The following is a 25,342-nucleotide window of genomic DNA, read 5'->3' on the forward strand; positions in this document are numbered from 1 at the left end:
CTCGCGAAGGCGCCAGTGGCCACAACAAAGATCCCAAGATGAAAAAACGCTGGCAAAACCCCACAGGTCTATGCGCCACTAGCCCCCTTCCTTAATTGTGCGTAAAGGTCGGCGCCGATCGCCGACCCGTCTGGAGATTCCCGTTATGAGCGAGAGTGTGTTTGCCGATCGCATCGTGCAGAACCTGCTCGACACCGACTTCTACAAGCTGACCATGATGCAGGCGGTGCTGCACAACTACCCGAACGTGGAAGTTGAATGGGAATTTCGTTGCCGTAACAGCGAAGACTTGCGCCCATACCTGGCGGAGATCCGCTACCAGATCGAGCGCCTTGCCGAGTTGAGCTTGAGCCCGGACCAACTGGGCTTCCTGGAGCGCATCAGCTTCATGAAGCCGGACTTCCTGCGCTTCCTCGGGCTGTTCCGCTTCAACCTGCGCTACGTACAGACCGGCATCGAGAATGGCGAGCTGTTTATCCGCCTGCGCGGTCCGTGGCTGCATGTGATCCTGTTTGAAGTGCCGATGCTGGCCATCGTCAGCGAAGTGCGCAACCGCTACCGCTACCAGACCGTGATCCTCGAACAGGCCCGCGAGCAGTTGTACCGCAAGTTCGACTGGCTGACCGCCAACGCCAGCAGCGACGAGCTGTCTGAGTTGCAAGTGGCCGACTTCGGCACGCGCCGGCGCTTTTCGTACCGGGTCCAGGAAGAAGTGGTCAGCGTGCTCAAGCATGACTTCCCCGGGCGTTTTGTCGGCACCAGCAACGTGCACCTGGCCCGCGAGTTCGACATGAAGCCGCTTGGCACCATGGCCCATGAATGGATCATGGCCCACCAGCAACTGGGCCCGCGCCTGATCGACAGCCAGATCGCCGCCCTCGACTGCTGGGTCCGCGAATACCGTGGCCTGCTGGGCATCGCCTTGACCGATTGCATCACCACCGACGCGTTCCTCGGCGACTTCGACTTGTACTTCGCCAAGCTCTTCGACGGCCTGCGCCACGACTCCGGTGACCCGGTACAGTGGGCGGAAAAAGCCATCGCCCACTACCACAAGCTCGGCATCGAGCCGATGAGCAAGACCCTGGTGTTCTCCGACAGCCTGTCGTTGCCCAAGGCGCTGGAGATTTTCCGTGCGCTGCGCGGTCGGATCAATGTGAGCTTCGGCATCGGCACTAACCTGACCTGTGACATTCCAGGGGTGGAACCGATGAGCATCGTGCTTAAAATGACCGCCTGCAATGGCCAGCCCGTCGCGAAAATCTCCGATGAAGCGGGCAAGACCCACTGCACCGATCCGAATTTCGTCGCCTATTTGCGTCACGTTTTCAAAGTACCTGCCCTTTCCAGCAAGGAGTGAATCATGCAAGCCGTACAGCGTGAGATTGCGCAGCAGCTCAAGGTCCAAGCACCGTTCAAAGACCAGGCGGCCCTTGAAGCCGAAGTTGCGAGGCGTGTGGCATTTATCCAGGACTGCCTGCGCAATTCCGGGCTCAAGACATTGGTGCTGGGCATCAGCGGCGGCGTCGACTCCCTGACCGCCGGCCTGTTGGCCCAACGCGCGATGCAGGAGCTGCGCACCCGCACCGGGGATGAAGCCTACCGGTTTATCGCGGTGCGCCTGCCCTATGAAACCCAGTTCGATGAAATCGACGCCCAGGCATCGGTGGACTTTATCGAGCCGGACGAGCGCCACACCGTCAACATCGGCCCGGCGGTGAAGTCGCTGGCCAATGAAGTCGCGGCATTCGAAGGCAAGGCCGCGGTGTCCCGCGATTTCGTGCTGGGCAATACCAAGGCGCGCATGCGCATGGTGGCGCAGTACACCATCGCCGGCGCGGCCGGTGGCCTGGTGATCGGCACCGACCATGCGGCGGAAGCCGTGATGGGCTTTTTCACCAAGTTTGGTGACGGCGCCTGCGACCTCGCCCCCCTGAGTGGCCTGGTGAAAAACCAGGTCCGCGCGATTGCGCGGCACTTTGGTGCGCCGGAGTCGCTGGTCGAGAAAATCCCGACTGCCGACCTCGAAGACCTGTCACCAGGCAAGCCTGACGAAGCCTCCCATGGGGTGACCTACGCCGAGATCGATGCGTTCCTGCACGGCGAGCCGGTGCGTGAGGAAGCGTTCAAGATCATCTGCGACACCTACCGCAAGACCGAGCACAAGCGGGTCATGCCGTTCGCGCCGTGAACACTGTGGTGAATGGGCCGTTGTGGCGAGCGGGCTTGCCCCGCGTTGGGCCGCGCAGCGGCCCCAGTGAGTTGAACGCGGTCATTCACACAAGCCATGTGGCAGTTTTTGGGGCCGCTTCGCAGCCCAACGCGGGGCAAGCCCGCTCGCCACAGGTTTTCGCCGCCTACAAAAAAAGCGCCTGAAAAGGCGCTTTTTTTTCGACCGGAGTCGGCTTACTTCACGACAACAGTGCCTTTCATCATCGAGATGTGGCCTGGGAACGAGCAGAAGAACGCGTAATCCGTACCGGCGGCCAGTTTCGACACATCGAAGGTCACGGAATCTTTCTCGCCAGCACCGATGATCTTGGTGTGGGCGATGATGCGGGTGTCGCCATCTTTCAGGTAGTTCTTGTCGATGCCGGCAGCCATGCCGTCGCTGGCGACGCCAGGCATGTCGGCGGCGGAGCTCAGCACCCAGTTGTGGCCCATGACGTTTTTCGGCAGGTTGCCGGAGTGAGTCAGCTCGACGGTGAATGTCTTGCAGCTTTTGTCGATTTCAATGGCCTTGGTGTTGAAGGACATTTGATCAGTGGAGTCGACGGTGACCTTGCACTCTGCAGCAAGCAACTGGCTGCTCGCCAGAGTCAGCAGGGAAACAGCAACGAGTTTGGCAAACATGTGAATCTCCAAGGCAGGGTTAAAAAACGCGTATTGCGACAAGGGTGCCTCATGCAGGCGTAAATTCTTATGATCTGAATCAACAGATTGTATACAACTTTAGGCTATCAGACTTATCAACACAATCTACCAGCTAAAGTAGCGACACCTGCCTATGATCGGCCCATCACCCTTTGGAGTCCGAACCATGCGCCTCAATCACCTGTTCAACGGCCTGCTGGCCGCGTACGCCTGCGGTAAGTGAAGGCCAAGCGCCCCTTGAAGCTGCTACCATGACGGCCCAAGGCAGCTGCGCGCCGCCCACCCTCACCTTCGACCCTAGAGGATCGCCCATGGCCAAACCTAATTACTCCTTCGCCAAACGTCAGAGAGACTTGGCCAAGGAGCAGAAGAAAGAGGAAAAGCTGCAACGCAAGAAAGCCGCTGCAGATGAAGAAGCCGGCGCACTGAACCCGGATGCCGAAGGCGAAGTAGCGACTGACGACACCGAGACACCGAAAGACCCGGCTGAATAATTGATCTTTTGCGCCAGGTCGCAAGCGGGCTTGTCGTGGCTATCGGACTTGCCGTGACAAGCGGGCTTGTTGTGGCGAGCGGGCTTGCCCCGCGTTGGGCTGCGAAGCGGCCCCAATATATCCCCCGCTAGTTCAGACAGACCGCAGTTTCAGGCTTCAGGGCTGCTGCGCAGCCCAACGCGGGGCAAGCCCGCCCGCCACAAATAAGAAGCCCGATCCTCACTCCAGCGGCATCACCGTCACCCGCACTTCCGGGTCATGGCTGCCTCCCCCCAGGATCACCCCGCGCAACGGCGATACATCGGAAAAGTCCCGGCCCCAGGCCAAGGTGATGTGTTCCAGTGCCGGCTGTACATTGTTCGTCGGATCAAAATCCACCCACCCTGCGACCGGGCAATACACCGAAACCCACGCATGTGACGCATCGGCGCCGATCAGTCGTGGCTGGCCGGGCGGTGGCTGGGTCAACAGGTAGCCGCTGATATACCGCGCCGCCAGGCCTCGCGAGCGCAGGCACGCGAGCATCAGGTGGGCGAAGTCCTGGCACACGCCGCGCCGGCGCTCCAGCACTTCCACCAGCGGCGTGGCGACCTGGGTGGCTTCGGCATCGAAGGTGAATTCGCTGAAGATCTTTTCCATCAAGGCCTGCACGCCCAACAGCAACGGCTTGCCGGGAGGGAAGCAGCTCTCGGAAAACTCGACGAAGGTTTTCTTCAGGTGCACATAGGGCGATTCGAAGCGATAGCGGCACGCTTCGACCAGCTGTGGCGACAGCGGCTGGCTGCTGTAGGTCAGGCTGTCACGGGTCTGGTCCCAAGGCGGTGACTGCTGGAAATCCAGCGTCGGCCGCGCCAGCACTTCGACGGTGAGCCCGGCATTCACCAGCAATTCATCATGGGGCCGCTCGAACGCCAGCCGTGTGATCGGGTTGCCGAACACGTCCAGCTCATCGCGACGCGAAGACGGCGGCGGGCTGATCTCCAACTGCTGCGCGCTGCAGCGCTGCCAGGCACAGGGTCGCGGCCACAGGTGCGCCAGCTGCTGGGCCAGGGACACCGGGCTGTCGTAGTGGTAGTGGGTATCGTGGAAAATCTGGTAGCGCGCACTCATCACACCGACACCGTTTGCTGACTGACATCATCCACATGGGCAAAGTGGCGCAACGCCAGGCGGTCCGACACTTGCCCGCTTTCATCGGCGACCGCCTGCAACAGGTCGGCCAGCCCCTCCAGCGCGGCGCGCACGCTGGACTCGCCAAACAGCGGGTTTTCCAGGCAGCCCAGGTCGAAACGCGCGAGGCGCTCGACCAACGGCGCCAGGCCGGTTTCGCGCGGCACACCGAAGTCGTCGTTGAGGCGACGCAAGGTGCGGCTCACCAGTTTCAGCTGGAACAGCACGGCGTGGGGGTTCTGCTCATCCAGCAGCAACAAGTCCAGCACCGGGATCAGTTGCGGCACCGCCAGGTAGCGCGAACGATAGGTGATGCTGCTGTTGCCCAACTCCAGCAACCACTCCAGCCCCGCCTGGTCGAACACCGCCACGCCGCGCAGGAATGCCGCCAGGCTGCTGCTGAGAAATTGCAGGCGCTCGATGCGCCGGCCCATCATCAAAAAGCGCCAGCCTTCATCGCGGGTCATGTCGTCCAGCGCAAAGCCGGACAGCGCCGCCAGGGACATCACCAGGCGGTTGAGAAAATCCAGCAATTCGCCAAAATCCGGGCTTTCGCTTTCCAGCTCCAAGGCTTCGCGCTGCAGTTCGACCAAGGCCTGCCAGTTCTCGCGGGACAACTTGCCGCGCACCTGCGACGCCGCCCACTGCAGGCGCTGCAGGTTGGCACGCAGGCTCGACGGCCAGTCATCGCCGAGCAACGCCGCGAGCAGGCGCTCGGGCAACTCGCCTTCCTCCGGCAACAAACGCAAGTTCTCGCCCAGCTCGACCGCGGCCTGCAGCGCCAGCGGATCGTCGCCATCGACGTAGCGCGCCAGCACAATGCGCAGCCAGCGCGCACTGTCATCGCAGCGCTCGCAATAACGCCCGAACCAGAACAGGTTTTCCACCACCCGTGACGGCAGATACGGGTCGCGGCGCACCAGATCATGCGCGCCAATCGCCCGTTGCGCGCGCCAGTGCTCGCCACCGGCAGCCCGTTCACCGAGGACCCAGGTGTCCTTGCTGGCACCACCGCGTTGCATCGACACCACCTCGGCATCGGCTTCGGCCGCCACGCGGGTCAGGCCGCCGGGCAGCACGCGGTAACCATCCTCGCTGGCCACTGCATACACACGCATGCCGATGGCGCGGTGCTGCAGGTGATCATCCACGGTGTGCCACACCGGCGCCTGGGACAGCTGCGCCAACTCCTGGGCGACATACGCGTAAGGCCGCGCGCGCATGCGTTCGGCGAGGGCCTGGCGCTGCTCGTCATTCAAGTCGCGGCCAAATACCGGGGTGAAGCTTTGCGACGGAAACGCCGGCTTGATCAGCAGCTCCGGCAATTTCTCCAGGGCTTCGGCCAGCACCGGCGCTTCACCGCACCACCAGGTGGCGATGGACGGCAGGATCAGCTCTTCGCCAAACAGGAACTGGTTGATCTTCGGCAGGAAACCGAGCAACCCCGGCGACTCCAGCACGCCGCTGCCCAGGGCATTGGCCACCAGCACATTGCCCTGGCGCACGGCGTCGAGCAGGCCGGGCACGCCGAGCGCCGAGTCGGTACGCAGCTCCAGCGGGTCGCAGAAGTCGTCATCCAGGCGCCGCATGATGGCGTGCACCCGGCGCAGGCCGCTGAGGGTCTTGAGGAAGACGGTGCTGTCGCGCACGGTGAGGTCGCCGCCCTCCACCAGCGGGTAGCCGAGCTGGCGCGCGAGGTAGAGGTGTTCGAAATAGCTCTCGTTGAAACGCCCGGGTGTGAGCAGCACGATCAGCGGCGGCTGGTCATCGCCGGGCGCCTGGCGGGCCAGGGTTTCCTGCAGCGTACGGAAGAAACCGGTGAGGTGCTGCACCTGCAGGTCGCGGTACAGGTCCGGGAACGCCCGCGACACGATGGTACGGTTTTCCAGGGCATAGCCGGCCCCCGACGGTGCTTGCGTGCGGTCGGCCGTCACCCACCAACGGCCATCCGGGGTGCGCGCCAGATCCACCGCATACAGGTGCAGGAACGCCCCGTCCGGCGGCTGGATACCCTGGCACGGCCACAGGAAGTTGTTGTGCCCGAACACCAGCTCAGCGGGCAGCAAGCCCTTGGTGATCAAGCGTTGCGGCCCATACAGGTCAGCCAGCACCGCATTGAGCAGGCGCGCCCGCTGGGCGATACCCGCTGCCAGCTGCTGCCACTCATCGGCAGCCAGTACGTGCGGCAACAGGTCCAATTCCCACGGACGGTCAGCGCCCTTGGGGTCGGCGTAGACGTTGTAGGTCACGCCATTTTCCTGGATCTGCCGGGTCAGCAGCGCCTGGCGCTGGGCCAGTTGCGCGGGAGTGCTGCGCTGCAGGTGATCGAGCAGGCGCTGCCAATGGGCACGCACCGCGCCGCTGTCGTCGAGCAGTTCGTGATAAGTGCCCGCAGTCAGCGGGTAACGGTCGAGCAAGTCGGGCATGGAACGCTCGGCAGAGGCAAGGGAAGTCAGATTAACTCAAATTTACTGCGATCCAATGTGGGAGCTGGCTTGCCTGCGACAGCGATTTTCCAGTCATCTTATTGGCTGGCTGATACACCGCTATCGCAGGCAAGCCAGCTCCCACATTTTTCGAACCGCGTTCAGTCATTTTTATTGGGGAAACGCCGTAAATCCAGGGTCATCGGTAGCTCATCGTTGATGATCATCGTCGGTACCTGCAGCTTCCCAGGCGTATGCCCCAACCTGAAAAACCGCGCCATCCGCCGGCTCTCGGCTTCATTGGCATTCACCGGCAGGCTGTCGTAGTTGCGCCCGCCCGGATGGGCCACGTGGTACTGGCAGCCGCCCAGGGAGCGCTGCATCCAGGTGTCGAGCAGATCGAATACCAACGGCGCATGCACCGCGATGGTCGGTTGCAGACAGTTGGCCGGTTGCCAGGCGCGGTAACGCACGCCGGCAACGAACTCGCCGACGCGCCCGGTGGGTTGCAGCGGCACCGGGATGCCATTGCAGGTCAGCAGATAACGCTGCGGCGGCAAGCCGCTCAACTTCACCTGCAAGCGCTCCAGCGATGAATCGACATAGCGCACCGTGCCGCCCACCGCGCCCTCTTCACCGAGTACATGCCAGGGTTCCAGGGCCTGGCGCAGTTCCAGTTCGATGCCGCTGACTGCGTAGTCGCCGACCTTGGGAAAACGGAATTCCAGGTGCGCGGCAAACCATTCGGCGCGCAGTGGGTAACCGGCGGCATTGAGTTCGACGATCACATCGGCAAAGTCCTGCTCGATAACGTGCGGCAGCAGGAAACGGTCGTGCAGTTCGGTGCCCCAGCGCGCCAGTTTTGGCGGTGCATAGGGCTCACGCCAGAAGCGCGCGACCAACGCGCGCAGCAACAGCTGCTGGGTCAAGCTCATGCGCGCGTGGGGCGGCATTTCAAAGGCGCGCAATTCCAGCAGGCCCAGGCGGCCGGTAGCGCCATCCGGTGAGTAGAGTTTGTCGATGCAGAACTCGGCGCGGTGGGTGTTGCCAGTCACGTCGATCAGCAGGTTGCGCAGCAAGCGGTCCACCAACCACGGCGGACACTCCTCGCCCGGTTCGGGCATTTGCGCGAAGGCGATTTCCAGCTCGTACAGCGCATCGTTGCGTGCTTCGTCGACCCGTGGCGCCTGGGAAGTCGGGCCGATGAACAGCCCGGAAAACAGGTATGAAAGCGAAGGATGGTTATGCCAGTAGCTGATCAAACTGCGCAGCAAATCCGGCCTGCGCAGGAACGGTGAATCCTTGGGCGTGGCGCCGCCGAGTACAAAGTGGTTACCGCCGCCGGTGCCAGTGTGACGGCCGTCGATCATGAATTTCTCGGTGGTCAACCGGGTTTGCCGAGCCTCTTCGTAGAGGAATTCGGTGCGCTCCACCAGCTCGTCCCAGGTGGCGGACGGCTGCACGTTGACCTCGATCACACCAGGGTCCGGCGTGACGCGGAAGTTGCTCAGGCGCGTATCCGCCGGCGGCTCGTAGCCTTCGAGCAGCACCGGGCAAAGCAGCTCTTCGGCGGTGGCTTCGATGGCGGCCACCAGCTCCAGGTAATCCTCCACGCGCTCCAGCGGCGGCATAAACAGGTACAGGCGCCCTTCCCTGGCCTCGGCGCACAGGGCGGTACGGGTCAGCCAGTCGGCGGACTCGTCTACCTTCGGCACGCGCTCGTCGCTCGGCGCGGGTTCACCGTGGCTCTGCAGTTGCGCGGTTGTCGGCAGCCCCGGCTGATCCTGGTTCGGGTCGGTGGGATGCACAAAGGGATATTCCGCCGCCGTCACCCACGGTTGCGAGGCCAAGGGCAGGCGATAGCCCAGCGGCGAATCGCCCGGCACCAGACGGCAATGGTTATCGCGCAAGTACCAGCGCCCGCTCTGCCAGCGATCATTGGCGGCGGTGCGCGCCAGCGGCAGCACCTGGCCGATGACTTTATCCAGGCCCTGGCTGAACACTTTGCGCAGGCGTTCGCGCTCAAGGTCATCACTCAGGCGCGGGTCTTGGGCGGTGACGTTTTGCGGCAGCGCGCCTTCGCGCCACAGGTAATAGAAATTGTCTTCGAAGGCCGGGAACACGAAACGCGCCGGCAGCTTCAGACGCTCGGCGACGCTGGCCAGAAAACGCCCGGCCAGCGCGCCATCGGCGCCGTAGTCCTGTTGCTCATCGGCGATCAGCGCGCTGTTGTGCCAGATCGGCACGCCGTCGCGGCGCCAGTAACAATTGAGCGACCAACGCGGCAGTTGCTCGCCGGGGTACCACTTGCCCTGGCCGAAGTGCACCAGGCCTTTGGGCGCGTAGTGCTTGCGCATGCGCTGGAACAGCTCGGCGGACAGCCGTCGCTTGTCCGGCCCGAGGGCGGCGGTGTTCCACTCGGCGCCGTCGGGGTCGTCGATGGAGACGAAAGTCGGCTCGCCACCCATGGTCAGGCGCACGTCATCCTTGAGCAGGTCGCCGTCAATCTGCCGGCCCAGGGCCTGGATCGCCAGCCATTGCTCTTCGGTGTAGGGCTTGGTGACGCGTGGCGCTTCCCAAATGCGTTCAACCGACATCTCGTGGGTAAATTCGCACTCGCAGGGTTCCACCAACCCACTGATTGGCGCGGCAGATGATGGATCGGGACTGCAAGCGAGCGGGATATGCCCTTCACCGGCGAACAGCCCGGAGGTGGCATCCAGGCCAATCCAGCCGGCACCGGGCAGATACACCTCGCACCAGGCGTGCAGGTCAGTGAAGTCCACCTCCGTGCCGGACGGGCCGTCGAGGGCTTTGACGTCGGCGGTGAGCTGGATCAGATAGCCGGACACAAACCGCGCCGCCAAGCCCAGGTTGCGCAACAATTGCACCAGCAGCCAGGCCGAATCGCGGCAGGAACCGGAGGCGTTTTCCAGGGTAAATTCCGGGGTCTGCACGCCCGGTTCCATGCGGATCAGGTAACCGATATCGGCCGCCAGGCGCTGGTTGAGGCCGACCAGGAAATCCACGGCCGGCAGCGGCGTACGGTCGATGCCGGCAAGGTAGGCGGCAAATCTCGGCGTCAGCGGCAGGGTTTCCAGGTACGGCGCCAGCTCGCGCTGCTCATCGGCGGCGTAGGTGAACGGGATTTTTTCGGCGTAGGGCTCGAGAAAAAAGTCGAATGGGTTGAACACCGCCATCTCGGCGACCAGGTCGACTTCGATGCGCAACTCGTCGGTCTTTTCCGGAAACACCAGGCGCGCCAGGTAATTGCCCTGGGGGTCCTGCTGCCAATTGATGAAGTGCTGCTCGGGCAGCACTTTCAGCGCGTAGGACAAAATCCGCGTGCGGCTATGAGCCGCCGGGCGCAAACGCACGATCTGTGGGCCGAGTTCGACAGCGCGGTCATAGCGGTAATGCGTAACGTGGTGCAACGCGACATGAATCGACACGGCGGCCTCCTGCGAGCCAGGGCATGGACACAACGCGCGCAAGACTTATGCCAGAGCGGCGGTCATTGCGCTTTATCGTGGGACCCGGTGCAGTACAGCACCAAAACGGCGCCGTGGCTGCGGTAATGGTGCGAGGGTTGCACATTTATGTGGCGGTCATGTGAGCGGGGGTGGTGAATCTACCCAGTCAGCGAGCTTTTTGGCGGGCGCTGATGGCTTCGCGCAGGAGGCGAACTTCGACCAGTTTCTGGCGCATTTCACGGTGACGCTTGCTGTTGAACAGCAATAGCCCAAGCAATGGGAACACGAGGCTCAAGGCATACATCAGCGCATTCGGTTGATCATTGAGGGTTGGCAGTACACTCAGAAAGCACACCCCCAAAAGCACCACGACCGGCCACGTCCATTGGGGATGCCCGCGGGCGATCATGAAATTGCAGTGCACGATGATTAGCGTGAGCGCGATACCCACCAGGAAGGCGTACTTGGCGTTATCTGCCATGGACAGGCTGGGCATATAGCTGTCGAAGAACACCGGAACCGTAAACACGAGGGTGAAAATCGAGGCAAATATCGCCCCCATGAAGACCGGGAAATACGTCGACAGAAAACTGCGAATGCTGGGCAGTTCGTTCATTGCTCGGCCTCCTCATACAGCCCTACGGCAATTGTGCGTACGTTCCCCGACACTGCGCTGCCGGTAAAACCAATGACTGCGCCCAAGGCATCCTTGATCTGCGTGACTGTTGCATGTTTGACCTCGGTGGGCGTGAACCGCTTAGGCAACTCTCCCGACAACTGCTTCAGCTTGATCATCTTGGACGTCAGGCGTGGATCGTTGATGCTCAACAGTTCTTTGGTCAACTTGGCGCGCTCCTGTCGATTCAGGCCCCTGAGCACCTCCCTCACACTTTTTCCGGTGGCGGCCTTATTCAGCCGCACCAGCTTGACCGTTGCCAGCGCCGATGAACCGACCCCGACCAACGACGCCGCATCCAGGGCAATCATGGTGTATTGGTACCACTCCTCACTGTCGAGCTGATCATTGCGCGCGGGGTTACGGATCTCATTGACCGTGCGATAGCCGCTGGCAAAACACTGCACGGAACTGGCTGCCGCAGCCGTGTAGCCGAGCGCCACGACCACCGAACTGGCGCCTGCCGAAAACGGGACCGCGACGGAACCACTGAGCACCACAATCCAACCGATGACCGCGCCGGCACACGACAGCGTGGTATTGACCGCTTCGCCCACCAGCCGGGACTCCCGCGGGTTGTCTTGCACCTGTTGGGCGAATTGCGTTGGCGCGATGTACTTCTGTGCCTCACGCAGGATCAACCGCTTGGGTGCGATGCTGCAGATAGGCTGGAATTCGCGCAGAGTGACGACGTTGAACTCGGCATCGATATACACAACACCGGCACCGACAATGGCGGGGTCGGCATCGATGGCAGCGAACAGGCGCGGCAGGTTGATCTGGCTTTCGATGCGCTGGCGCGCCATGAATTGGGAGCGGTTGGAGTCCATGCCAATGTTGAGCAGGGGGTTGCTCATGGGTGTTCTTCCTTGAAATGAAGGGTGCCTGAACTGACGCCTTCGCGAGCAAGCCCGCTCCCACATTCGAGCGCATTCTCATGCTGGAACTCGGACAAATGTGGGAGCGGGCTTGCTCGCGAAGGCGATTCAATGGGCGCCACCTTAACAAACAGGTACGCCAGCGAATAGAAAGCAAAACGCCAGCACGAGGCTGGCGTTTTGCATATTCAGGTTGCGATCAGCGCGGCACGACCGGTTTGCGCGCAGGCTTGCCGCCCTTGCCCTTGGCCGCATCCGCGCGCTCCTTGGCTGCCTGCTTGTTGCGCGCCTGGGCGGCGGCCTTGGCTTGCTCGCGCTTGTCCCACGGGTTGCTGCCGTCGCTGCCACGCGGTGGCAGGCCGGTGTGCTGGGTGAGGATCCGGGTGGTGGTTTCCTTGGCGACCTTGTGGCTGCCGGCCGGCGTCGAGTTCTTGCGACGCGCACTCTGGTAGCTGTCGGTGCTCGGCTGATGCAGCGGGATCAGTTGGTCCTTGCCCGGGCCGATCAAATCGGCACGGCCCATGCGGGTCAGCGCTTCACGCAACATCGGCCAGCCTTTCGGGTCGTGGTAGCGCAAGAAGGCCTTGTGCAGGCGGCGCTGCTCTTCGCTCTTGACGATGGTTACCGCGTCGCTCTTGTAGGTGACCTTGCGCAGCGGGTTCTTGCCCGAGTGGTACATCGCGGTGGCGGTGGCCATCGGCGACGGGTAGAACGCCTGCACCTGGTCGGCGCGGAAGCCGTTGCCCTTGAGCCACAGGGCCAGGTTCATCATGTCTTCATCGGTGGTGCCCGGGTGGGCGGCGATGAAGTACGGGATCAGGTACTGCTCCTTGCCCGCTTCCTTGGTGTACTTCTCGAACATGCGCTTGAACTTGTCATAGCTGCCAATGCCCGGCTTCATCATCTGGTTGAGCGGACCTTCCTCGGTGTGTTCCGGGGCGATCTTGAGGTAACCACCGACGTGGTGGGTGACCAGCTCCTTGACGTACTCCGGCGACTCGACCGCGAGGTCGTAGCGCAGGCCGGAAGCGATCAAAATCTTCTTCACCCCCGGCAACGCACGGGCGCTGCGGTACAGCTGGATCAAGGAGGAGTGGTCGGTGTTCAGGTTCGGGCAGATACCCGGGAACACACACGACGGCTTGCGGCACGCGGATTCGATTTCCGGGCTCTTGCAGGCGATGCGGTACATGTTCGCGGTCGGGCCGCCGAGGTCGGAGATCACGCCGGTGAAGCCCGGCACTTTGTCGCGGATCTCTTCGATTTCGCGGATGATCGACTCTTCGGAACGGTTCTGGATGATGCGACCTTCGTGCTCGGTGATCGAGCAGAAGGTGCAGCCGCCGAAGCAGCCACGCATGATGTTCACCGAGAAACGGATCATGTCGTAGGCCGGGATCTTTTCCTTGCCGTACACCGGGTGCGGAACGCGGGCGTAAGGCATGCCAAACACGTAGTCCATTTCTTCGGTGGTCATCGGAATCGGCGGCGGGTTGAACCACACGTCCACTTCACCGTGCTTCTGCACCAGCGCGCGGGCGTTGCCCGGGTTGGTTTCCAAGTGCAGCACGCGGTTGGCGTGTGCATACAGCACCGCGTCGCCACGGACCTTTTCCACCGATGGCAGGCGGATCACGGTCTTGTCGCGGGTCATCTTCGGGCTGGCCAGGATCTGCACGACCTTGGCTTCTTCCGGATCGTCCTGCGGGCCTTTTTCCTGCTCGATGGCGCAGGCCTGGGTGTCCTGGGTGTTCACGTACGGGTTGATGATCTTGTCGATCTTGCCCGGACGGTCGATCCGCGTGGAGTCCACTTCGTACCAGCCTGCCGGCGTATCACGACGAATGAACGCGGTGCCGCGCACGTCGGTGATGTCTTCGATCTTGTGACCCCACGACAGGCGCTGGGCCACTTCGACGATAGCGCGCTCGGCGTTGCCGTACAGCAGGATATCGGCGGTGGCGTCGATCAGGATCGAGTTGCGCACACGGTCCTGCCAGTAGTCGTAGTGGGCGATGCGGCGCAGGGAGGCTTCGATGCCACCGAGCACGATCGGCACGTTCTTGTAGGCTTCCTTGCAACGCTGGCTGTACACCAAGCTCGCGCGGTCCGGGCGTTTGCCGGCCATGCCGCCAGGGGTGTAGGCGTCGTCGGAACGGATTTTCTTGTCGGCGGTGTAGCGGTTGATCATCGAGTCCATGTTGCCGGCCGCGACGCCGAAGAACAGGTTCGGCTCGCCAAGCTTCATGAAGTCGTCTTTGGACTGCCAGTTCGGCTGGGCAATGATCCCGACGCGAAAGCCCTGGGACTCCAGCAGCCGGCCGATGATGGCCATGCCGAACGATGGGTGGTCCACGTACGCATCACCGGTGACGATGATGATGTCGCAGGAATCCCAGCCAAGCTGATCCATCTCCTCCCTGCTCATTGGCAGGAATGGCGCAGGACCGAAACATTCGGCCCAGTACTTGGGATAGTCAAATAACGGCTTGGCTGTTTGCATGACGGTGACCGGTGTTGAGATGAAAAATCGCGGGCGCGGAATATAGCACAAATTTTGACCAATTCCGACGGCAACAGTCGGAATTGTGCTGAAGCCATCGCCGGCAGGCCCGCTCCCACACTGATTAGTGAATACATCCAGAGTGGCTGCTGGCGTGCCGGCGATGAGGCCCTTGAAGGCGCTGGGGCTTACTCGTCGTCGTCGAAGTTGTAACTGCCTGGAGCCAGGTTCTCGAAACGCGTGTACTTGCCGATGAACGCCAGGCGGATAAAGCCGATCGGCCCGTTCCGCTGCTTGCCGATAATGATCTCGGCAATGCCCTTGTGCTCGGTTTCGGGGTGGTACACCTCGTCGCGGTACACGAACATGATGACGTCGGCGTCCTGCTCGATCGCTCCGGATTCACGCAAGTCGGAGTTCACCGGGCGCTTGTTGGGACGTTGTTCCAGGGAACGGTTGAGCTGGGACAGCGCCACCACCGGGCAGTTGAATTCCTTGGCCAGGGCCTTCAGGGACCGCGAGATTTCGGAAATCTCGTTGGTCCGGTTGTCGCCGCTGGAGCCCGGGATCTGCATCAACTGCAGGTAGTCGATCATGATCAGGGCGATGTCGCCGTGCTCGCGCACCAGGCGGCGGGTACGTGCGCGCATCTCGGACGGGCTGATACCGGCAGTGTCATCGATGAACAACTTGCGGTCGTTGAGCAGGTTGACCGCCGAGGTCAGGCGCGGCCAATCGTCGTCTTCCAGGCGACCGGCACGCACCTTGGTCTGGTCGATACGGCCGAGCGAGGAAAGCATACGCATGACCAGCGATTCGCCTGGCATCTCGAGGGAGTACACCAGCACCGTCTTGTCGCTGCGCAACACCGCGTTTTCCACCAGGTTCATCGCAAAGGTGGTTTTACCCATGGATGGACGGCCGGCGACGATGATCAAGTCAGCCGGCTGCAGGCCGCTGGTTTTCTCGTCGAGGTCGGTGTAGCCGGTGGAGATACCGGTGATCGCGTTGTCGGTGTTGAACAACGTGTCGATACGGTCGATGGCCTTGGTCAACAGCTCGTTGACGCCTACCGGGCCGCCGGTCTTGGGACGCGCTTCGGCGATCTGGAAGATCTGGCGCTCGGCTTCGTCGAGAATCTCGGCGGCGGTACGGCCTTCGGGGTTGAAGGCACTGTCGGCGATCTCGGTGCTGATGCCGATCAGTTGGCGCAGCGTGGCGCGCTCGCGGACGATCTGCGCATACGCCTTGATGTTGGCGACGGACGGCGTGTTTTTCGCCAACTCGCCGAGATAACCCAGGCCGCCGACCTGGGAGGTCTGGCCTTCCTTGTCCAGCTGTTCGGCCAGGGTCACCACGTCGATCGGCGAGTTCTGGTCGGCCAGCTTGGCAATGGCACGGAAGATCAGGCGATGGTCATGCCGATAGAAATCACCGTCCGAGACTTGATCCAGCACGCGTTCCCAGGCGTTGTTGTCCAGCATCAGGCCACCGAGCACAGCCTGTTCGGCCTCGATGGAATGCGGCGGCACCTTCAGGGCAGCGGTTTGCAGATCGTATTGCTCAGGAGCTGAAATATCGTTCATGGCCACTTGGAATTAGGGGTTTGTAGAAAAACAAAAGGCACGACCTGTAAACAGGATCGTGCCCGATGTTAACCGCCTGGCACGCGAGGTGCCAGTCAGTTAGGTGCTGCTTAAGCTGCTACCACGACAACGCGTACGGTGGCTTCAACTTCAGCGTGCAGGTGCACGGCTACGTCGAATTCGCCTACGTTGCGGATGGTGCCGTTCGGCAGACGAACTTCGCTCTTCTGCACTTCAACGCCGGAGGCGGTCAGTGCATCAGCGATGTCGTGGGTGCCGATCGAACCGAACAGCTTGCCTTCGTCACCGGCGGTGGCAGTGATAGTCACTTCCAGCTCAGCCAGTTGGGCAGCGCGAGTTTCGGCCGATGCTTTTTTGTCTGCTGCGGCTTTTTCCAGCTCAGCACGACGCTCTTCAAACGCAGCCAGGTTGGCAGCGGTTGCAGCGGTGGCTTTGCCGTATGGCAGCAGGTAGTTACGACCGTAGCCGGCCTTAACGTTCACTTTGTCGCCCAGGTTGCCCAGGTTGGCGACTTTTTCCAGAAGGATCAGTTGCATGTGAAAATCCTCTAACTTTTAACCTTCACCGTTCGCGTTATCGGCGTCTTTCGACGCGAGACGACCGCGAAAATCAATCAGGCCGTCGACAATGGCCAAGACCACGAGTAACGGATAGATCAGCTGCATGAACAGCAACAGCGTGACGTACAACCCCACCAGCCAGAACTTGGCCAGGCGCTTTCGCGCAACCAGCCCGTGAATCAGGGCCAGTCCGGCAAACACCAGCGGTACGCTGCAAATCGGCGCCAGCAAGGCCATCTGTGGACCGAAGTTCGGTCCGACAACCATGCACGCCAGCAGCAACATCGCCGGCCCCGCAGGGATTCTGATACTGCGAAATTCGCGACCAAAACCACCCGGGTTGTACAACAACGCCTGCCAATAACGCCCAAGAATCAGGCTCAGCACGCTGACGATCTGCAACAGTGCCGCTATCAGGCCGGTCAGGACCGGTGCAATCAGTGCCGCAAGGCGCGCTCGCTCATCTACCGTCAACTGCTGGTAGAGATCCCCGAGGGCCAGCGGCAGGATCTTGACGATCTCCTGCGCCAGCGCCTCGATATGCGGGCGGAAAGCCGCGCCAAGCATTACTGAGTACACCAACCCCAATGCCACGCTGACCAGCAGCGTGCGGACCCAGGACTCGCTTGCGCGTAAAACCAACGCAAGGCTCGATGACCCCAGCAGTACCAGAAGCACGCGTGGATCGTCGAATTGCAGCCACCAGACCAAGGCCGGCAGCAGTCCCAGGGCAAGAACGCCAAGGGCGTCCTTCAAACCGCGCCGCAGGAGCACAAGGCAACCTGCGGCAGCACCCAACCAATAAAGCAACGGCAATGCCGCACATCCAGCCACTACCAGAGTGGCCTGCACACGACCGCGCATGATGAACTCAGCTAAGGCGCGCATGCATTCAATCCCTTACTACTTGTCGACTGCCCGGTCTCAGCGGCCGTGGCTGTCGGTGTAGGCCAGCAGGGCCAGGAAGCGGGCGCGCTTGATAGCGGTGGCCAGCTGACGCTGATAACGTGCTTTGGTACCGGTGATACGGCTTGGAACGATTTTGCCGGTCTCGGATACGTAGGCTTTCAGAGTGTTGAGATCTTTGTAATCGATCTCTTTCACGTCTTCAGCGGTGAAGCGGCAGAATTTACGACGACGGAAGAAACGTGCCATTTGATAGGCTCCTTAAAAGGTCCGTGGATTACTCGTCAGCGTTATCGCTGTTGTCGCTGTCATCACTGTCAGCGCTATCAGCGCCTTCGTGCTCAGGACGGTCGCGACGCTCACGGCGCTCACTGCGGTTTTCTTCAGCCTTGAGCATCTCGGATTGGCCGGTAACGGCTTCTTCGCGACGGATGACCAGGTTACGGATCACTGCATCGTTGTAGCGGAAGTTGTCTTCCAGCTCGGCCAGGGCCTTGCCAGTGCACTCAACGTTCAGCATCACGTAGTGAGCCTTGTGAACATTGTTGATTGCGTAGGCCAGTTGACGACGGCCCCAATCTTCCAGACGGTGGATTTTGCCGCCGTCTTCTTCGATCAGCTTGGTGTAACGCTCAACCATGCCGCCGACTTGCTCGCTTTGATCCGGGTGGACCAAAAAGATGATTTCGTAATGACGCATGAATGCTCCTTACGGGTTGTAGCCTGCCGCTCAAAAACGGTCAGACAAGGAGTGAATGACACTTATGGATCTTGCCGCAGGGAGGCACATCGGTGCCTGCCAGGAAGGCAAGGGGCGCAATTGTAGAGAAGGGGGAGAAAGGGTGCAAGGTGATTGGTGATTATTTGAACAGCGCCCATACACCACTAAAACAAATGTGGGAGGTGGCTTGCTCCCGAAAGCGGTGTGCCAGTCACCCAATGCACTGGCTGATACACCGTATTCGGGAGCAAGCCCCCTCCCACATTTTGACCTGCGCCAGACTTGGTTATTTCTTGGCTTTAGCCTTGGCGCCGCGCTGGCGCTGGGCTTCGAACAGGCAGACGCCCGTTGCGACCGATACGTTGAGACTGCTGACGCTGCCGGCCATCGGCAGGTGCACCAGGTAATCGCAATGCTCACGGGTCAGGCGACGCATGCCTTTGCCTTCGGCGCCCATGATCAGGATGGTCGGGCCGGTGAGGTCCTGGTCATAGATGCTGACCTCGGCCTCTCCCGCCGTGCCCACGACCCACAAGCCGCGCTGCTGGAGTTTCTCCAGGGTACGCGCCAGGTTGGTCACGGCTACCAGCGGAATCACTTCCGCCGCGCCACAGGCGACTTTACGTACAACCGGCGTCAAGGTCGCCGACTTGTCCTTGGGCACGATCACTGCCAGCGCGCCGGCGGCATCCGCCGAACGCAGGCAGGCACCGAGGTTGTGCGGGTCGGTCACGCCGTCCAGCACCAGCAGCAGCGGCGCACCTTCGGTACGGTCGAGCAGCTCGTCAAGCATGGCTTCGCCCCAGACCTGGCTCGGGCTCACGTCCGCGACCACGCCCTGGTGGACACCTTCCACCCACACATCCATTTCACGCCGCTCGGCCTGGCCGATCGCGACCTTATTGGCAGTGGCCAGCTCGACCAGCGCTTGCACGCGCGGCTCGCTGCGACCTTCGGCCAACCAGACTTGCTTGACGCGCTTGGGATGGTGACGCAGCAATGCTTCTACGGCGTGTACGCCGTAGATTTTTTCCAGACTCATGACTTGGCCTTAGGTTTGCGCGACCCGCCGCTTTTCGCGGGGGCCGAACCCGCTTTTGGCGGGCCTTTACGGTGTTTACTCGGCTTGCTCGACGGCTTTTCCGCCCCGTGGGACTTTCCCCCAGACGCCGCTTTACCACCGCTTTTGGCTTCGTTGAGCAACTGCTGCTTCAACTCACGGCTCTTGCGCAGTTCGGCGTTTTTCGCCGCTGCGTCACTTGGGCGGTAGGCTTCGGGGGCCTTGTCCTTGGCAGACGAACGACGACCCGCCTTGGCCGGCGCAGGCTCGGTGGCCGCCGCTTTCGCAGGAGCCCCCTTGCCCTTGGCGGCCGGGGCTGCGGTGTCGCTGCCACGTTTTTTCCGGCCAGTCGGTTCGGCCGGTTTGTCAGGCATGCCGAAGTCGATCTTGCGCTCGTCGAGATCGACGCGCATGACCTGCACTTCCACCGTGTCGCCCAAGCGGAAGCTGCGACCGGTGCGCTCGCCCGCCAGGCGGTGATGCACAGGATCGAAGTGGTAGTAGTCGCCCGGCAACGCGGTGACGTGCACCAGGCCCTCGACGTAGATGTCGGTCAGCTCGACGAACAGGCCAAAGCCGGTCACGGCAGTGATCACACCCGGGAACGACTCGCCCACGCGGTCTTTCATGAACTCGCACTTGAGCCAGTTCACCACGTCGCGGGTGGCTTCGTCGGCGCGGCGCTCGCTCATGGAGCACTGCTCGCCCAACTGTTCCAGGGCCGCTTCGTCGTACGGATAGATCCGCGCCTTCGGAATGGTCATGGCACCGGCGCGCTTGACGTGCGGGGTGTTCTGCTTGGAGTGGATCACGCTGCGGATCGCCCGGTGCGTGAGCAAGTCCGGGTAACGGCGGATCGGCGAAGTAAAGTGGGTGTACGCCTCGTAATTCAGGCCGAAGTGGCCCTGATTATCGGCGCTGTACACCGCCTGGCTCAGGGAGCGCAGCATCACGGTCTGGATCACGTGGTAATCCGGACGGTCCTTGATGCTCGCAAGCAGAGCCTGGTAGTCCTTCGGCGTCGGGCCGTCCTTGCCTTTGTGCAGGGACAGGCCGAGTTCGCCGAGGAACGCGCGCAGTTTTTCCAGGCGCTCCGGCGGCGGACCGTCGTGCACACGGTACAACGCAGGGATTTCGTGCTTTTTCAGGAATTCAGCAGTGGCCACGTTGGCCGCCAGCATGCATTCCTCGATCAGCTTGTGCGCGTCGTTGCGGGTGGTCGGGGTGATCGCGGCGATCTTGCGCTCGGAACCGAAGACAATCCGGGTTTCCTGGGTTTCAAAATCGATCGCGCCACGCACATGACGTGCGCCCAGCAACACCTTGTACAACGCATACAGCTGCTTGAGGTGCGGCACGACGCCGGCGTATTCAGTACGCAGGGCCTTGGCTTCGCTGGTCTTCGGCGTTTCCAGGATGGTGCTGACCTTGTTGTAGGTCAGGCGCGCCTGGGAGTGGATCACCGCTTCGTAGAACTGGTAATCGGTCATTTCGCCGGTTTTCGAGATAGTCATCTCGCACACCATGGCCAAACGGTCGACTTTCGGATTCAGCGAGCACAGGCCGTTGGACAATTCTTCCGGCAGCATCGGGATCACGCGCTCGGGGAAGTACACCGAGTTGCCGCGCACCTGGGCTTCGTTGTCCAGTGCCGAGCCGATTTTCACGTAGCTGGAAACGTCGGCGATCGCCACGTACAACTTCCAACCGCCGGAGAACAGGCGCAACTTGCCAGGCTTGGCTTCGCAGTAGACCGCGTCGTCGAAGTCGCGGGCGTCTTCGCCGTCGATGGTGACGAACGGCAGATGGCGCAAGTCGATACGCTTCTCTTTGTCCTTCTCTTCCACTTCGGGCTTGAGCTTGCGGGCTTCTTTCACGACGGCTTCAGGCCATACGTGAGGGATGTCGTAGGTGCGCAGCGCGACATCGATTTCCATGCCCGGCGCCATGTAGTTGCCGACCACTTCGATCACGTCGCCCTGCGGCTGGAAGCGCGGGGTTGGCCAGTGGGTGATTTTCACCTCGACGAACTGGCCGATCTTGGCGTTGGCGTTGCGGCCCGGGGTGATCAGCACTTCCTGCTGCACCTTGGGGTTATCCGGCACCACAAAGCCGATACCGCCTTCTTCGAAGTAGCGGCCGACGATGGTCTCGTGACCACGGGACACCACTTCGACGATCACGCCTTCACGGCGACCGCGACGGTCGAGGCCGGAAACGCGCGCCAGGGCACGGTCGCCATCAAACACCAGGCGCATCTGCGCCGGGCTCATGAACAGGTCGTCACTGCCATCATCCGGGATCAGGAAGCCGAAGCCGTCACGGTGGCCGGCAATGCGGCCAAGGATCAGGTCGAGCTTGTCCACGGGCGCATAGGTGCCACGGCGGGTGTAGATCAGTTGAGCGTCGCGCTCCATGGCGCGCAGGCGGCGGCGCAGGGCTTCGAGCTGGTCTTCGGTGGTCAGACCGAATTCTTCGACCAACTGCTCGCGGCTAGCAGGCGAACCCCGATCGGCGAGATGCGCCAGGATCAGTTCGCGGCTAGGAATAGGGTTTTCATATTTTTCCGCTTCACGAGCGGCCTCGGGATCGAGGGACTGCCAATCGGCCATTAGAGAGTTTTCACCTTGTCTATATGCGGGTTAGTTTGGCATACGCGTATTGAAACGGGAAATTTCAGGCATCAACAAGCGTTTTAAAGGCCTTTGCAGCCCTCGGAACGCACCTTGCACGACCACTGGCGAAATTTTCCAGGTTTTTTTGATAGCAGGGCTTTACAGCCAAAATAGCGCTGCGTATAGTGCGCGCCATCGACGACGGCAACGTTGTCAGATAATGCCCAGGTGGTGAAATTGGTAGACACGCCAGCTTCAGGTGCTGGTGATCGCAAGGTCGTGGAAGTTCGAGTCTTCTCCTGGGCACCAAATTCAGATCAAACCCGCGAAAGCGGGTTTTTTCGTTTCAGGCCTTTGATTTTTAACGTGAATCCCGATTTATATTTTTGATATCAGGGGTTTACAGATCAAAAAGCCCTCCGTATAGTTCGCTCCATCAACAGCGCAAGCGTTGTTGATAATGCCCAGGTGGTGAAATTGGTAGACACGCCAGCTTCAGGTGCTGGTGATCGCAAGGTCGTGGAAGTTCGAGTCTTCTCCTGGGCACCAAATTCAGATCAAACCCGCGAAAGCGGGTTTTTTCGTTTCCGGGGTTTGAAAACATCAGCCTGGAAACTTTCCCACCCGATTTACCCTCCCGTCCGCACCTGAGAAACTTTATCGTTTATCCTTGCAATGATTTGTTGCACTCAAGTGAGGAAAACCCCGGATGATGATCCGCGATACCCGTCTCAAGACATCCCTTCTGCGTGGCCTGACCATCACTCTGCTCGGCCTGACCCTGCTCTCGCCCAGTGCCTATTCCGCCGACAAGGTTTCCCTGACCTTGTACAACGGCCAACACAAAGAAGTCGGCGATGAACTCGCCAAGGCCTTTGAAGCCAAGACCGGCATCCACGTCAATGTGCGCAAAGGCAGCAGCAACCAGCTGGCCAGCCAGGTCGTGGAAGAAGGCGAGCGCTCCCCTGCCGACGTGATCTACACCGAAGAGTCACCGCCCCTCAACAAGCTCGGCGAGCAAGGCCTGCTGGCGAAGATCGATGCCAGCACGCTCGCGGTGTTGCCCAAGGACTACGTCGGCAGCAACGGCGACTGGATGGGCGTGACCGCGCGCACCCGCGTCGTGGCGTTCAACCCCAAACTGATCGCCGAAAAAGACCTGCCCAAGTCGGTACTGGATTTCGCCGGTCCCGAGTGGCAAGGCAAGGTCGGCTTCGTGCCCACCAGCGGCGCGTTCCAGGAACAGGCCGTGGCGATCATCAAGCTGCACGGCCGCGAAGCCGCCGAAGAATGGCTGACCGGCCTGCGCGCCTTCGGCAAGGTGTACAGCAACAACATGGTCGCCCTCAAAGCCGTGGAAAATGGCGAAGTGGCTACCGTGCTGGTAAACAACTATTACTGGTTTGCCCTGAAGAAGGAAAAAACCAACCTGGATTCCCAGTTGCATTACTTCACCAATGGCGATGCCGGCGGCCTGATCACCGTGTCTTCGGCAGCAGCACTGAAATCCAGCAAACACCCCCAGGAAGCACAGCATCTGCTGGCGTTCATGGCCAGTGAAGAAGGCCAGCGTGTGATTACCAACACCTCGGCCGAATACCCACTGCGCAAGGGCATGGAATCCAACCGTGGCCTCAAGCCCTTCAGCGAGCTGCAACCGCCGAAAGTCACGCCTGCCGACCTGGGTAACGCCGAAGAGGCCCTGGACCTGGAACGTGACGTTGGCTTGAACTGATGAACCCATCGCTACCCGCCCCCGCCCTGCGCGGGGGTTTCACCCCGCGACGCAAGCGTCCCTCGATCTGGTTGTTGCTCCCCGTCCTGCTCCTGGTGGGCCTGAGCCTGCTGCCGCTGGTGTATGTCGGGCTGAAGGCCTGGCAGGCGGGCTGGGCGGAGGCGGTGCACCTGCTGTGGCGGCCTTACGTGTTTGGACTGCTGCGCAACACCTTGGCGCTGATGGTCGGGGTGACGGTCGCGTGCGCCGTGATCGGCCTGTCCCTGGCGTGGCTGCTGGAGCGCAGCAACCTGCCGGGACGGCGCATCTGGGGCGTGATCCTGTGCCTGCCGTTTGCGGTACCGGCGTTTGTCAGCAGCTTTACCTGGGTGTCGCTGAGCGCCCAATTCGAAGGGCTCGGCGGGGCGATCCTGGTGATGAGCCTGTCCAAATACCCGCTGGTGTTCTTGCCGGTGGCGGCCACCCTGCGCAATCTTGACCCCTCGCTGGAAGAGTCGGCCCGCACCCTGGGGCTCAACCGCTGGGGCATATTCTTCCGGGTGACATTGCCGCTGCTGTGGCCATCGCTGCTGGCCGGGGCCCTGTTGATTGCCCTGCACATGCTGGTGGAATTCGGTGCGCTGTCGATCATCGGATTGCAGACGTTCACCACCGCGATCTACCAACAGTTCGAACTGGAATTCAGCAATGCGAATGCCGCGATGCTCTCGGCGGTGCTGCTGGTGATGTGCCTGACGCTCCTGTGGCTGGAGTTGCGCGTGCGCGGCAAGGGCCGGCACGTGCGTATCGGCCAGGGCGCGGCGCGGCACGCGGAGCAGGTCCGACTGGGTAAATGGGCGCCACTGGGCCAAGTGTATTGCTTGCTGCTGGCGATCATCGGCAGCGGCATTCCCCTGGGCATGCTCGGGTATTGGCTGGCAGTTGGTTCGTCGGCGGCGTTTCCAGCGGCCGAAATTGGCGAGGCGCTGCTGTCTTCCCTGGCACTCTCGCTGGGCGGCGCTGCGCTGTGCCTGGTACTGGCAGTGCCAGTGGGGCTGCTGGTGGTGCGCTACAAAGGCCAACTGGCGCTCTGGGCCGAACGCCTGCCGTACCTGCTGCACGCCCTGCCCGGCCTGGTGATTGCACTGACGCTGGTGTATTTCGCCCTGCATTACGTGCCGGCGCTGTACCAGACCTCGGCGTTGCTGTTGATTGCTTATGCGCTGCTGTTTCTGCCGCTGGCGCAGGCGCCGATCCGTACCGCCCTGAACAAGGCGGCGCCGCAGCTGGAAGAAGCCGCACGTACGCTGGGCGCGTCGTCGTTCAGCGCGTTTTGCCGAGTGACCTTGCCGATTATTTTCCCGGCATTGGGCGCGGCGTTTGCGCTGGTGTTCCTGGATGCGATGAAGGAATTGACGGCGACGCTGCTGCTCAGCCCGACCGGGCTGAACACCTTGGCCACGGCGGTGTGGGCGCATACCTCGAATGTGGAATTCGCGGCGGCGGCGCCATATGCCGCGTTGTTGATCCTGGTGTCGGGGTTGCCGGTGTATCTGCTGACGACGCGGATGTACTTGAGCCGCTGAAGCCGCCATCGCAGGCAAGCCAGCTCCCACACTTGACCGTATTCCAATGTTGTAACGCGGTCGAGTGTGGGAGCTGGCT

General features: G+C 61.6%; 19 protein-coding genes and 2 tRNA genes. 7 read left to right on the top strand and 14 right to left on the bottom strand.

Translation table 11 applies throughout. The annotated features are described in order from the left end of the window. Positions 1 to 145: 145 nt before the first annotated feature. Together pncB and nadE are read left to right on the top strand one after the other, a co-directional pair. The gene (gene pncB, locus C9990_RS28565; protein WP_065900159.1) at positions 146 to 1,360 is read left to right on the top strand and encodes a nicotinate phosphoribosyltransferase; all 1,215 of its coding nucleotides are present in this window, start codon (positions 146 to 148) and stop codon (positions 1,358 to 1,360) included. Between the two features lie 3 nt (positions 1,361 to 1,363). After that, positions 1,364 to 2,191, top strand: coding sequence for an ammonia-dependent NAD(+) synthetase (gene nadE, locus C9990_RS28570; RefSeq protein WP_065900157.1), 828 nt, complete (start codon positions 1,364 to 1,366; stop codon positions 2,189 to 2,191). A gap of 215 nt (positions 2,192 to 2,406) precedes the next feature. Here the strand turns inward: nadE and azu are convergent, their stop codons facing one another. Next, positions 2,407 to 2,853 (bottom strand): azurin, encoded by a 447-nt coding sequence (azu, locus tag C9990_RS28575; RefSeq protein ID WP_106805725.1) that lies wholly within the window; start codon positions 2,851 to 2,853, stop codon positions 2,407 to 2,409. A gap of 332 nt (positions 2,854 to 3,185) precedes the next feature. On the opposite strand from azu, the gene C9990_RS28580 reads away from it, so the two are divergent. Continuing rightward, positions 3,186 to 3,368: a hypothetical protein gene (locus C9990_RS28580; RefSeq protein ID WP_065900153.1), complete on the top strand. Its 183-nt coding sequence runs from the start codon at positions 3,186 to 3,188 to the stop codon at positions 3,366 to 3,368. A 219-nt stretch (positions 3,369 to 3,587) separates the two neighbouring features. On the opposite strand, the gene C9990_RS28590 is transcribed toward C9990_RS28580, so the two are convergent. The 13 genes from C9990_RS28590 to rnr form a co-directional block, all read right to left on the bottom strand. After that, positions 3,588 to 4,478 carry a transglutaminase family protein gene (locus C9990_RS28590; RefSeq protein WP_065900151.1) on the bottom strand — a complete coding sequence of 297 codons (891 nt, stop codon included), beginning with the start codon at positions 4,476 to 4,478 and terminating at the stop codon, positions 3,588 to 3,590. Then, positions 4,478 to 6,964, bottom strand: a complete 2,487-nt coding sequence (locus C9990_RS28595) for a circularly permuted type 2 ATP-grasp protein (RefSeq protein ID WP_106805312.1) — start codon at positions 6,962 to 6,964, stop codon at positions 4,478 to 4,480. Before C9990_RS28595 ends, C9990_RS28590 begins: the two co-directional genes overlap by 1 nt. Positions 6,965 to 7,125: 161 nt before the next feature. Beyond that, positions 7,126 to 10,416, bottom strand: a complete 3,291-nt coding sequence (locus tag C9990_RS28600) for a DUF2126 domain-containing protein (protein ID WP_106805313.1) — start codon at positions 10,414 to 10,416, stop codon at positions 7,126 to 7,128. Positions 10,417 to 10,603: 187 nt separating this feature from the next. Beyond that, positions 10,604 to 11,053 carry a hypothetical protein gene (locus C9990_RS28605; RefSeq protein WP_065900143.1) on the bottom strand — a complete coding sequence of 150 codons (450 nt, stop codon included), beginning with the start codon at positions 11,051 to 11,053 and terminating at the stop codon, positions 10,604 to 10,606. Continuing rightward, positions 11,050 to 11,970 carry an NAD synthetase gene (locus C9990_RS28610; RefSeq protein ID WP_065900142.1) on the bottom strand — a complete coding sequence of 307 codons (921 nt, stop codon included), beginning with the start codon at positions 11,968 to 11,970 and terminating at the stop codon, positions 11,050 to 11,052. The genes C9990_RS28605 and C9990_RS28610 overlap by 4 nt, the downstream gene beginning before the upstream one ends. A gap of 220 nt (positions 11,971 to 12,190) precedes the next feature. Beyond that, positions 12,191 to 14,494: a YgiQ family radical SAM protein gene (locus C9990_RS28615; protein ID WP_065900141.1), complete on the bottom strand. Its 2,304-nt coding sequence runs from the start codon at positions 14,492 to 14,494 to the stop codon at positions 12,191 to 12,193. A 188-nt stretch (positions 14,495 to 14,682) separates the two neighbouring features. Beyond that, entirely contained in the window at positions 14,683 to 16,080 is a 1,398-nt protein-coding gene (dnaB, locus tag C9990_RS28620) for a replicative DNA helicase (protein ID WP_065900140.1), read from the bottom strand. Positions 16,081 to 16,190: 110 nt separating this feature from the next. Continuing rightward, on the bottom strand, positions 16,191 to 16,637 hold the full coding sequence (gene rplI / locus C9990_RS28625) for a 50S ribosomal protein L9 (protein WP_003171376.1): 447 nt from the start codon (positions 16,635 to 16,637) through the stop codon (positions 16,191 to 16,193). A gap of 18 nt (positions 16,638 to 16,655) precedes the next feature. Next, positions 16,656 to 17,549 carry a hypothetical protein gene (locus C9990_RS28630; RefSeq protein WP_065900138.1) on the bottom strand — a complete coding sequence of 298 codons (894 nt, stop codon included), beginning with the start codon at positions 17,547 to 17,549 and terminating at the stop codon, positions 16,656 to 16,658. 36 nt (positions 17,550 to 17,585) lie between these two features. Next, entirely contained in the window at positions 17,586 to 17,816 is a 231-nt protein-coding gene (rpsR, locus tag C9990_RS28635; RefSeq protein WP_002551829.1) for a 30S ribosomal protein S18, read from the bottom strand. Positions 17,817 to 17,844: 28 nt separating this feature from the next. After that, the gene (gene rpsF, locus C9990_RS28640; protein ID WP_003236224.1) at positions 17,845 to 18,267 is read right to left on the bottom strand and encodes a 30S ribosomal protein S6; all 423 of its coding nucleotides are present in this window, start codon (positions 18,265 to 18,267) and stop codon (positions 17,845 to 17,847) included. Between the two features lie 307 nt (positions 18,268 to 18,574). Further along, complete coding sequence (gene rlmB / locus C9990_RS28645; RefSeq protein WP_065900136.1) at positions 18,575 to 19,330, bottom strand: 23S rRNA (guanosine(2251)-2'-O)-methyltransferase RlmB; 756 nt, start codon at positions 19,328 to 19,330, stop codon at positions 18,575 to 18,577. Next, the gene (rnr, locus tag C9990_RS28650; RefSeq protein ID WP_065900134.1) at positions 19,327 to 21,960 is read right to left on the bottom strand and encodes a ribonuclease R; all 2,634 of its coding nucleotides are present in this window, start codon (positions 21,958 to 21,960) and stop codon (positions 19,327 to 19,329) included. The genes rlmB and rnr overlap by 4 nt, the downstream gene beginning before the upstream one ends. Positions 21,961 to 22,185: 225 nt before the next feature. Between rnr and C9990_RS28655 the strand changes: the two genes are divergently transcribed. The 4 genes from C9990_RS28655 to C9990_RS28670 all read left to right on the top strand — a co-directional run bounded on the left by C9990_RS28655 (position 22,186) and on the right by C9990_RS28670 (position 25,263). Beyond that, a tRNA-Leu gene (locus tag C9990_RS28655) sits at positions 22,186 to 22,272 on the top strand. A gap of 153 nt (positions 22,273 to 22,425) precedes the next feature. Next, a tRNA-Leu gene (locus tag C9990_RS28660) sits at positions 22,426 to 22,512 on the top strand. Between the two features lie 160 nt (positions 22,513 to 22,672). After that, entirely contained in the window at positions 22,673 to 23,698 is a 1,026-nt protein-coding gene (locus C9990_RS28665) for an iron ABC transporter substrate-binding protein (RefSeq protein WP_106805314.1), read from the top strand. Further along, positions 23,698 to 25,263: an iron ABC transporter permease gene (locus C9990_RS28670; RefSeq protein WP_106805315.1), complete on the top strand. Its 1,566-nt coding sequence runs from the start codon at positions 23,698 to 23,700 to the stop codon at positions 25,261 to 25,263. Before C9990_RS28665 ends, C9990_RS28670 begins: the two co-directional genes overlap by 1 nt. The last annotated feature ends 79 nt before the right edge of the window (positions 25,264 to 25,342 follow it).

It is taken from the genome of Pseudomonas sp. S5D5 (genome assembly GCF_003013355.1).
GTDB classification, from domain to species: domain Bacteria; phylum Pseudomonadota; class Gammaproteobacteria; order Pseudomonadales; family Pseudomonadaceae; genus Aquipseudomonas; species Aquipseudomonas aylmerensis.

Excerpts from the sequence above, each read along its gene's own strand:
- rpsR (WP_002551829.1), bottom strand. The coding sequence starts at position 17,816 with ATGGCACGTTTCTTCCGTCGTCGTAAATTCTGCCGCTTCACCGCTGAA.
- pncB (WP_065900159.1), top strand. The coding sequence starts at position 146 with ATGAGCGAGAGTGTGTTTGCCGATCGCATCGTGCAGAACCTGCTCGAC.
- C9990_RS28590 (WP_065900151.1), bottom strand. The coding sequence starts at position 4,478 with ATGAGTGCGCGCTACCAGATTTTCCACGATACCCACTACCACTACGAC.
- dnaB (WP_065900140.1), bottom strand. The coding sequence starts at position 16,080 with ATGAACGATATTTCAGCTCCTGAGCAATACGATCTGCAAACCGCTGCC.
- C9990_RS28630 (WP_065900138.1), bottom strand. The coding sequence starts at position 17,549 with ATGCGCGCCTTAGCTGAGTTCATCATGCGCGGTCGTGTGCAGGCCACT.
- C9990_RS28580 (WP_065900153.1), top strand. The coding sequence starts at position 3,186 with ATGGCCAAACCTAATTACTCCTTCGCCAAACGTCAGAGAGACTTGGCC.
- nadE (WP_065900157.1), top strand. The coding sequence starts at position 1,364 with ATGCAAGCCGTACAGCGTGAGATTGCGCAGCAGCTCAAGGTCCAAGCA.
- rpsF (WP_003236224.1), bottom strand. The coding sequence starts at position 18,267 with ATGCGTCATTACGAAATCATCTTTTTGGTCCACCCGGATCAAAGCGAG.
- C9990_RS28670 (WP_106805315.1), top strand. The coding sequence starts at position 23,698 with ATGAACCCATCGCTACCCGCCCCCGCCCTGCGCGGGGGTTTCACCCCG.
- rnr (WP_065900134.1), bottom strand. The coding sequence starts at position 21,960 with ATGGCCGATTGGCAGTCCCTCGATCCCGAGGCCGCTCGTGAAGCGGAA.
- C9990_RS28610 (WP_065900142.1), bottom strand. The coding sequence starts at position 11,970 with ATGAGCAACCCCCTGCTCAACATTGGCATGGACTCCAACCGCTCCCAA.
- C9990_RS28595 (WP_106805312.1), bottom strand. The coding sequence starts at position 6,964 with ATGCCCGACTTGCTCGACCGTTACCCGCTGACTGCGGGCACTTATCAC.
- rplI (WP_003171376.1), bottom strand. The coding sequence starts at position 16,637 with ATGCAACTGATCCTTCTGGAAAAAGTCGCCAACCTGGGCAACCTGGGC.
- azu (WP_106805725.1), bottom strand. The coding sequence starts at position 2,853 with ATGTTTGCCAAACTCGTTGCTGTTTCCCTGCTGACTCTGGCGAGCAGC.
- C9990_RS28605 (WP_065900143.1), bottom strand. The coding sequence starts at position 11,053 with ATGAACGAACTGCCCAGCATTCGCAGTTTTCTGTCGACGTATTTCCCG.
- C9990_RS28665 (WP_106805314.1), top strand. The coding sequence starts at position 22,673 with ATGATGATCCGCGATACCCGTCTCAAGACATCCCTTCTGCGTGGCCTG.
- rlmB (WP_065900136.1), bottom strand. The coding sequence starts at position 19,330 with ATGAGTCTGGAAAAAATCTACGGCGTACACGCCGTAGAAGCATTGCTG.
- C9990_RS28615 (WP_065900141.1), bottom strand. The coding sequence starts at position 14,494 with ATGCAAACAGCCAAGCCGTTATTTGACTATCCCAAGTACTGGGCCGAA.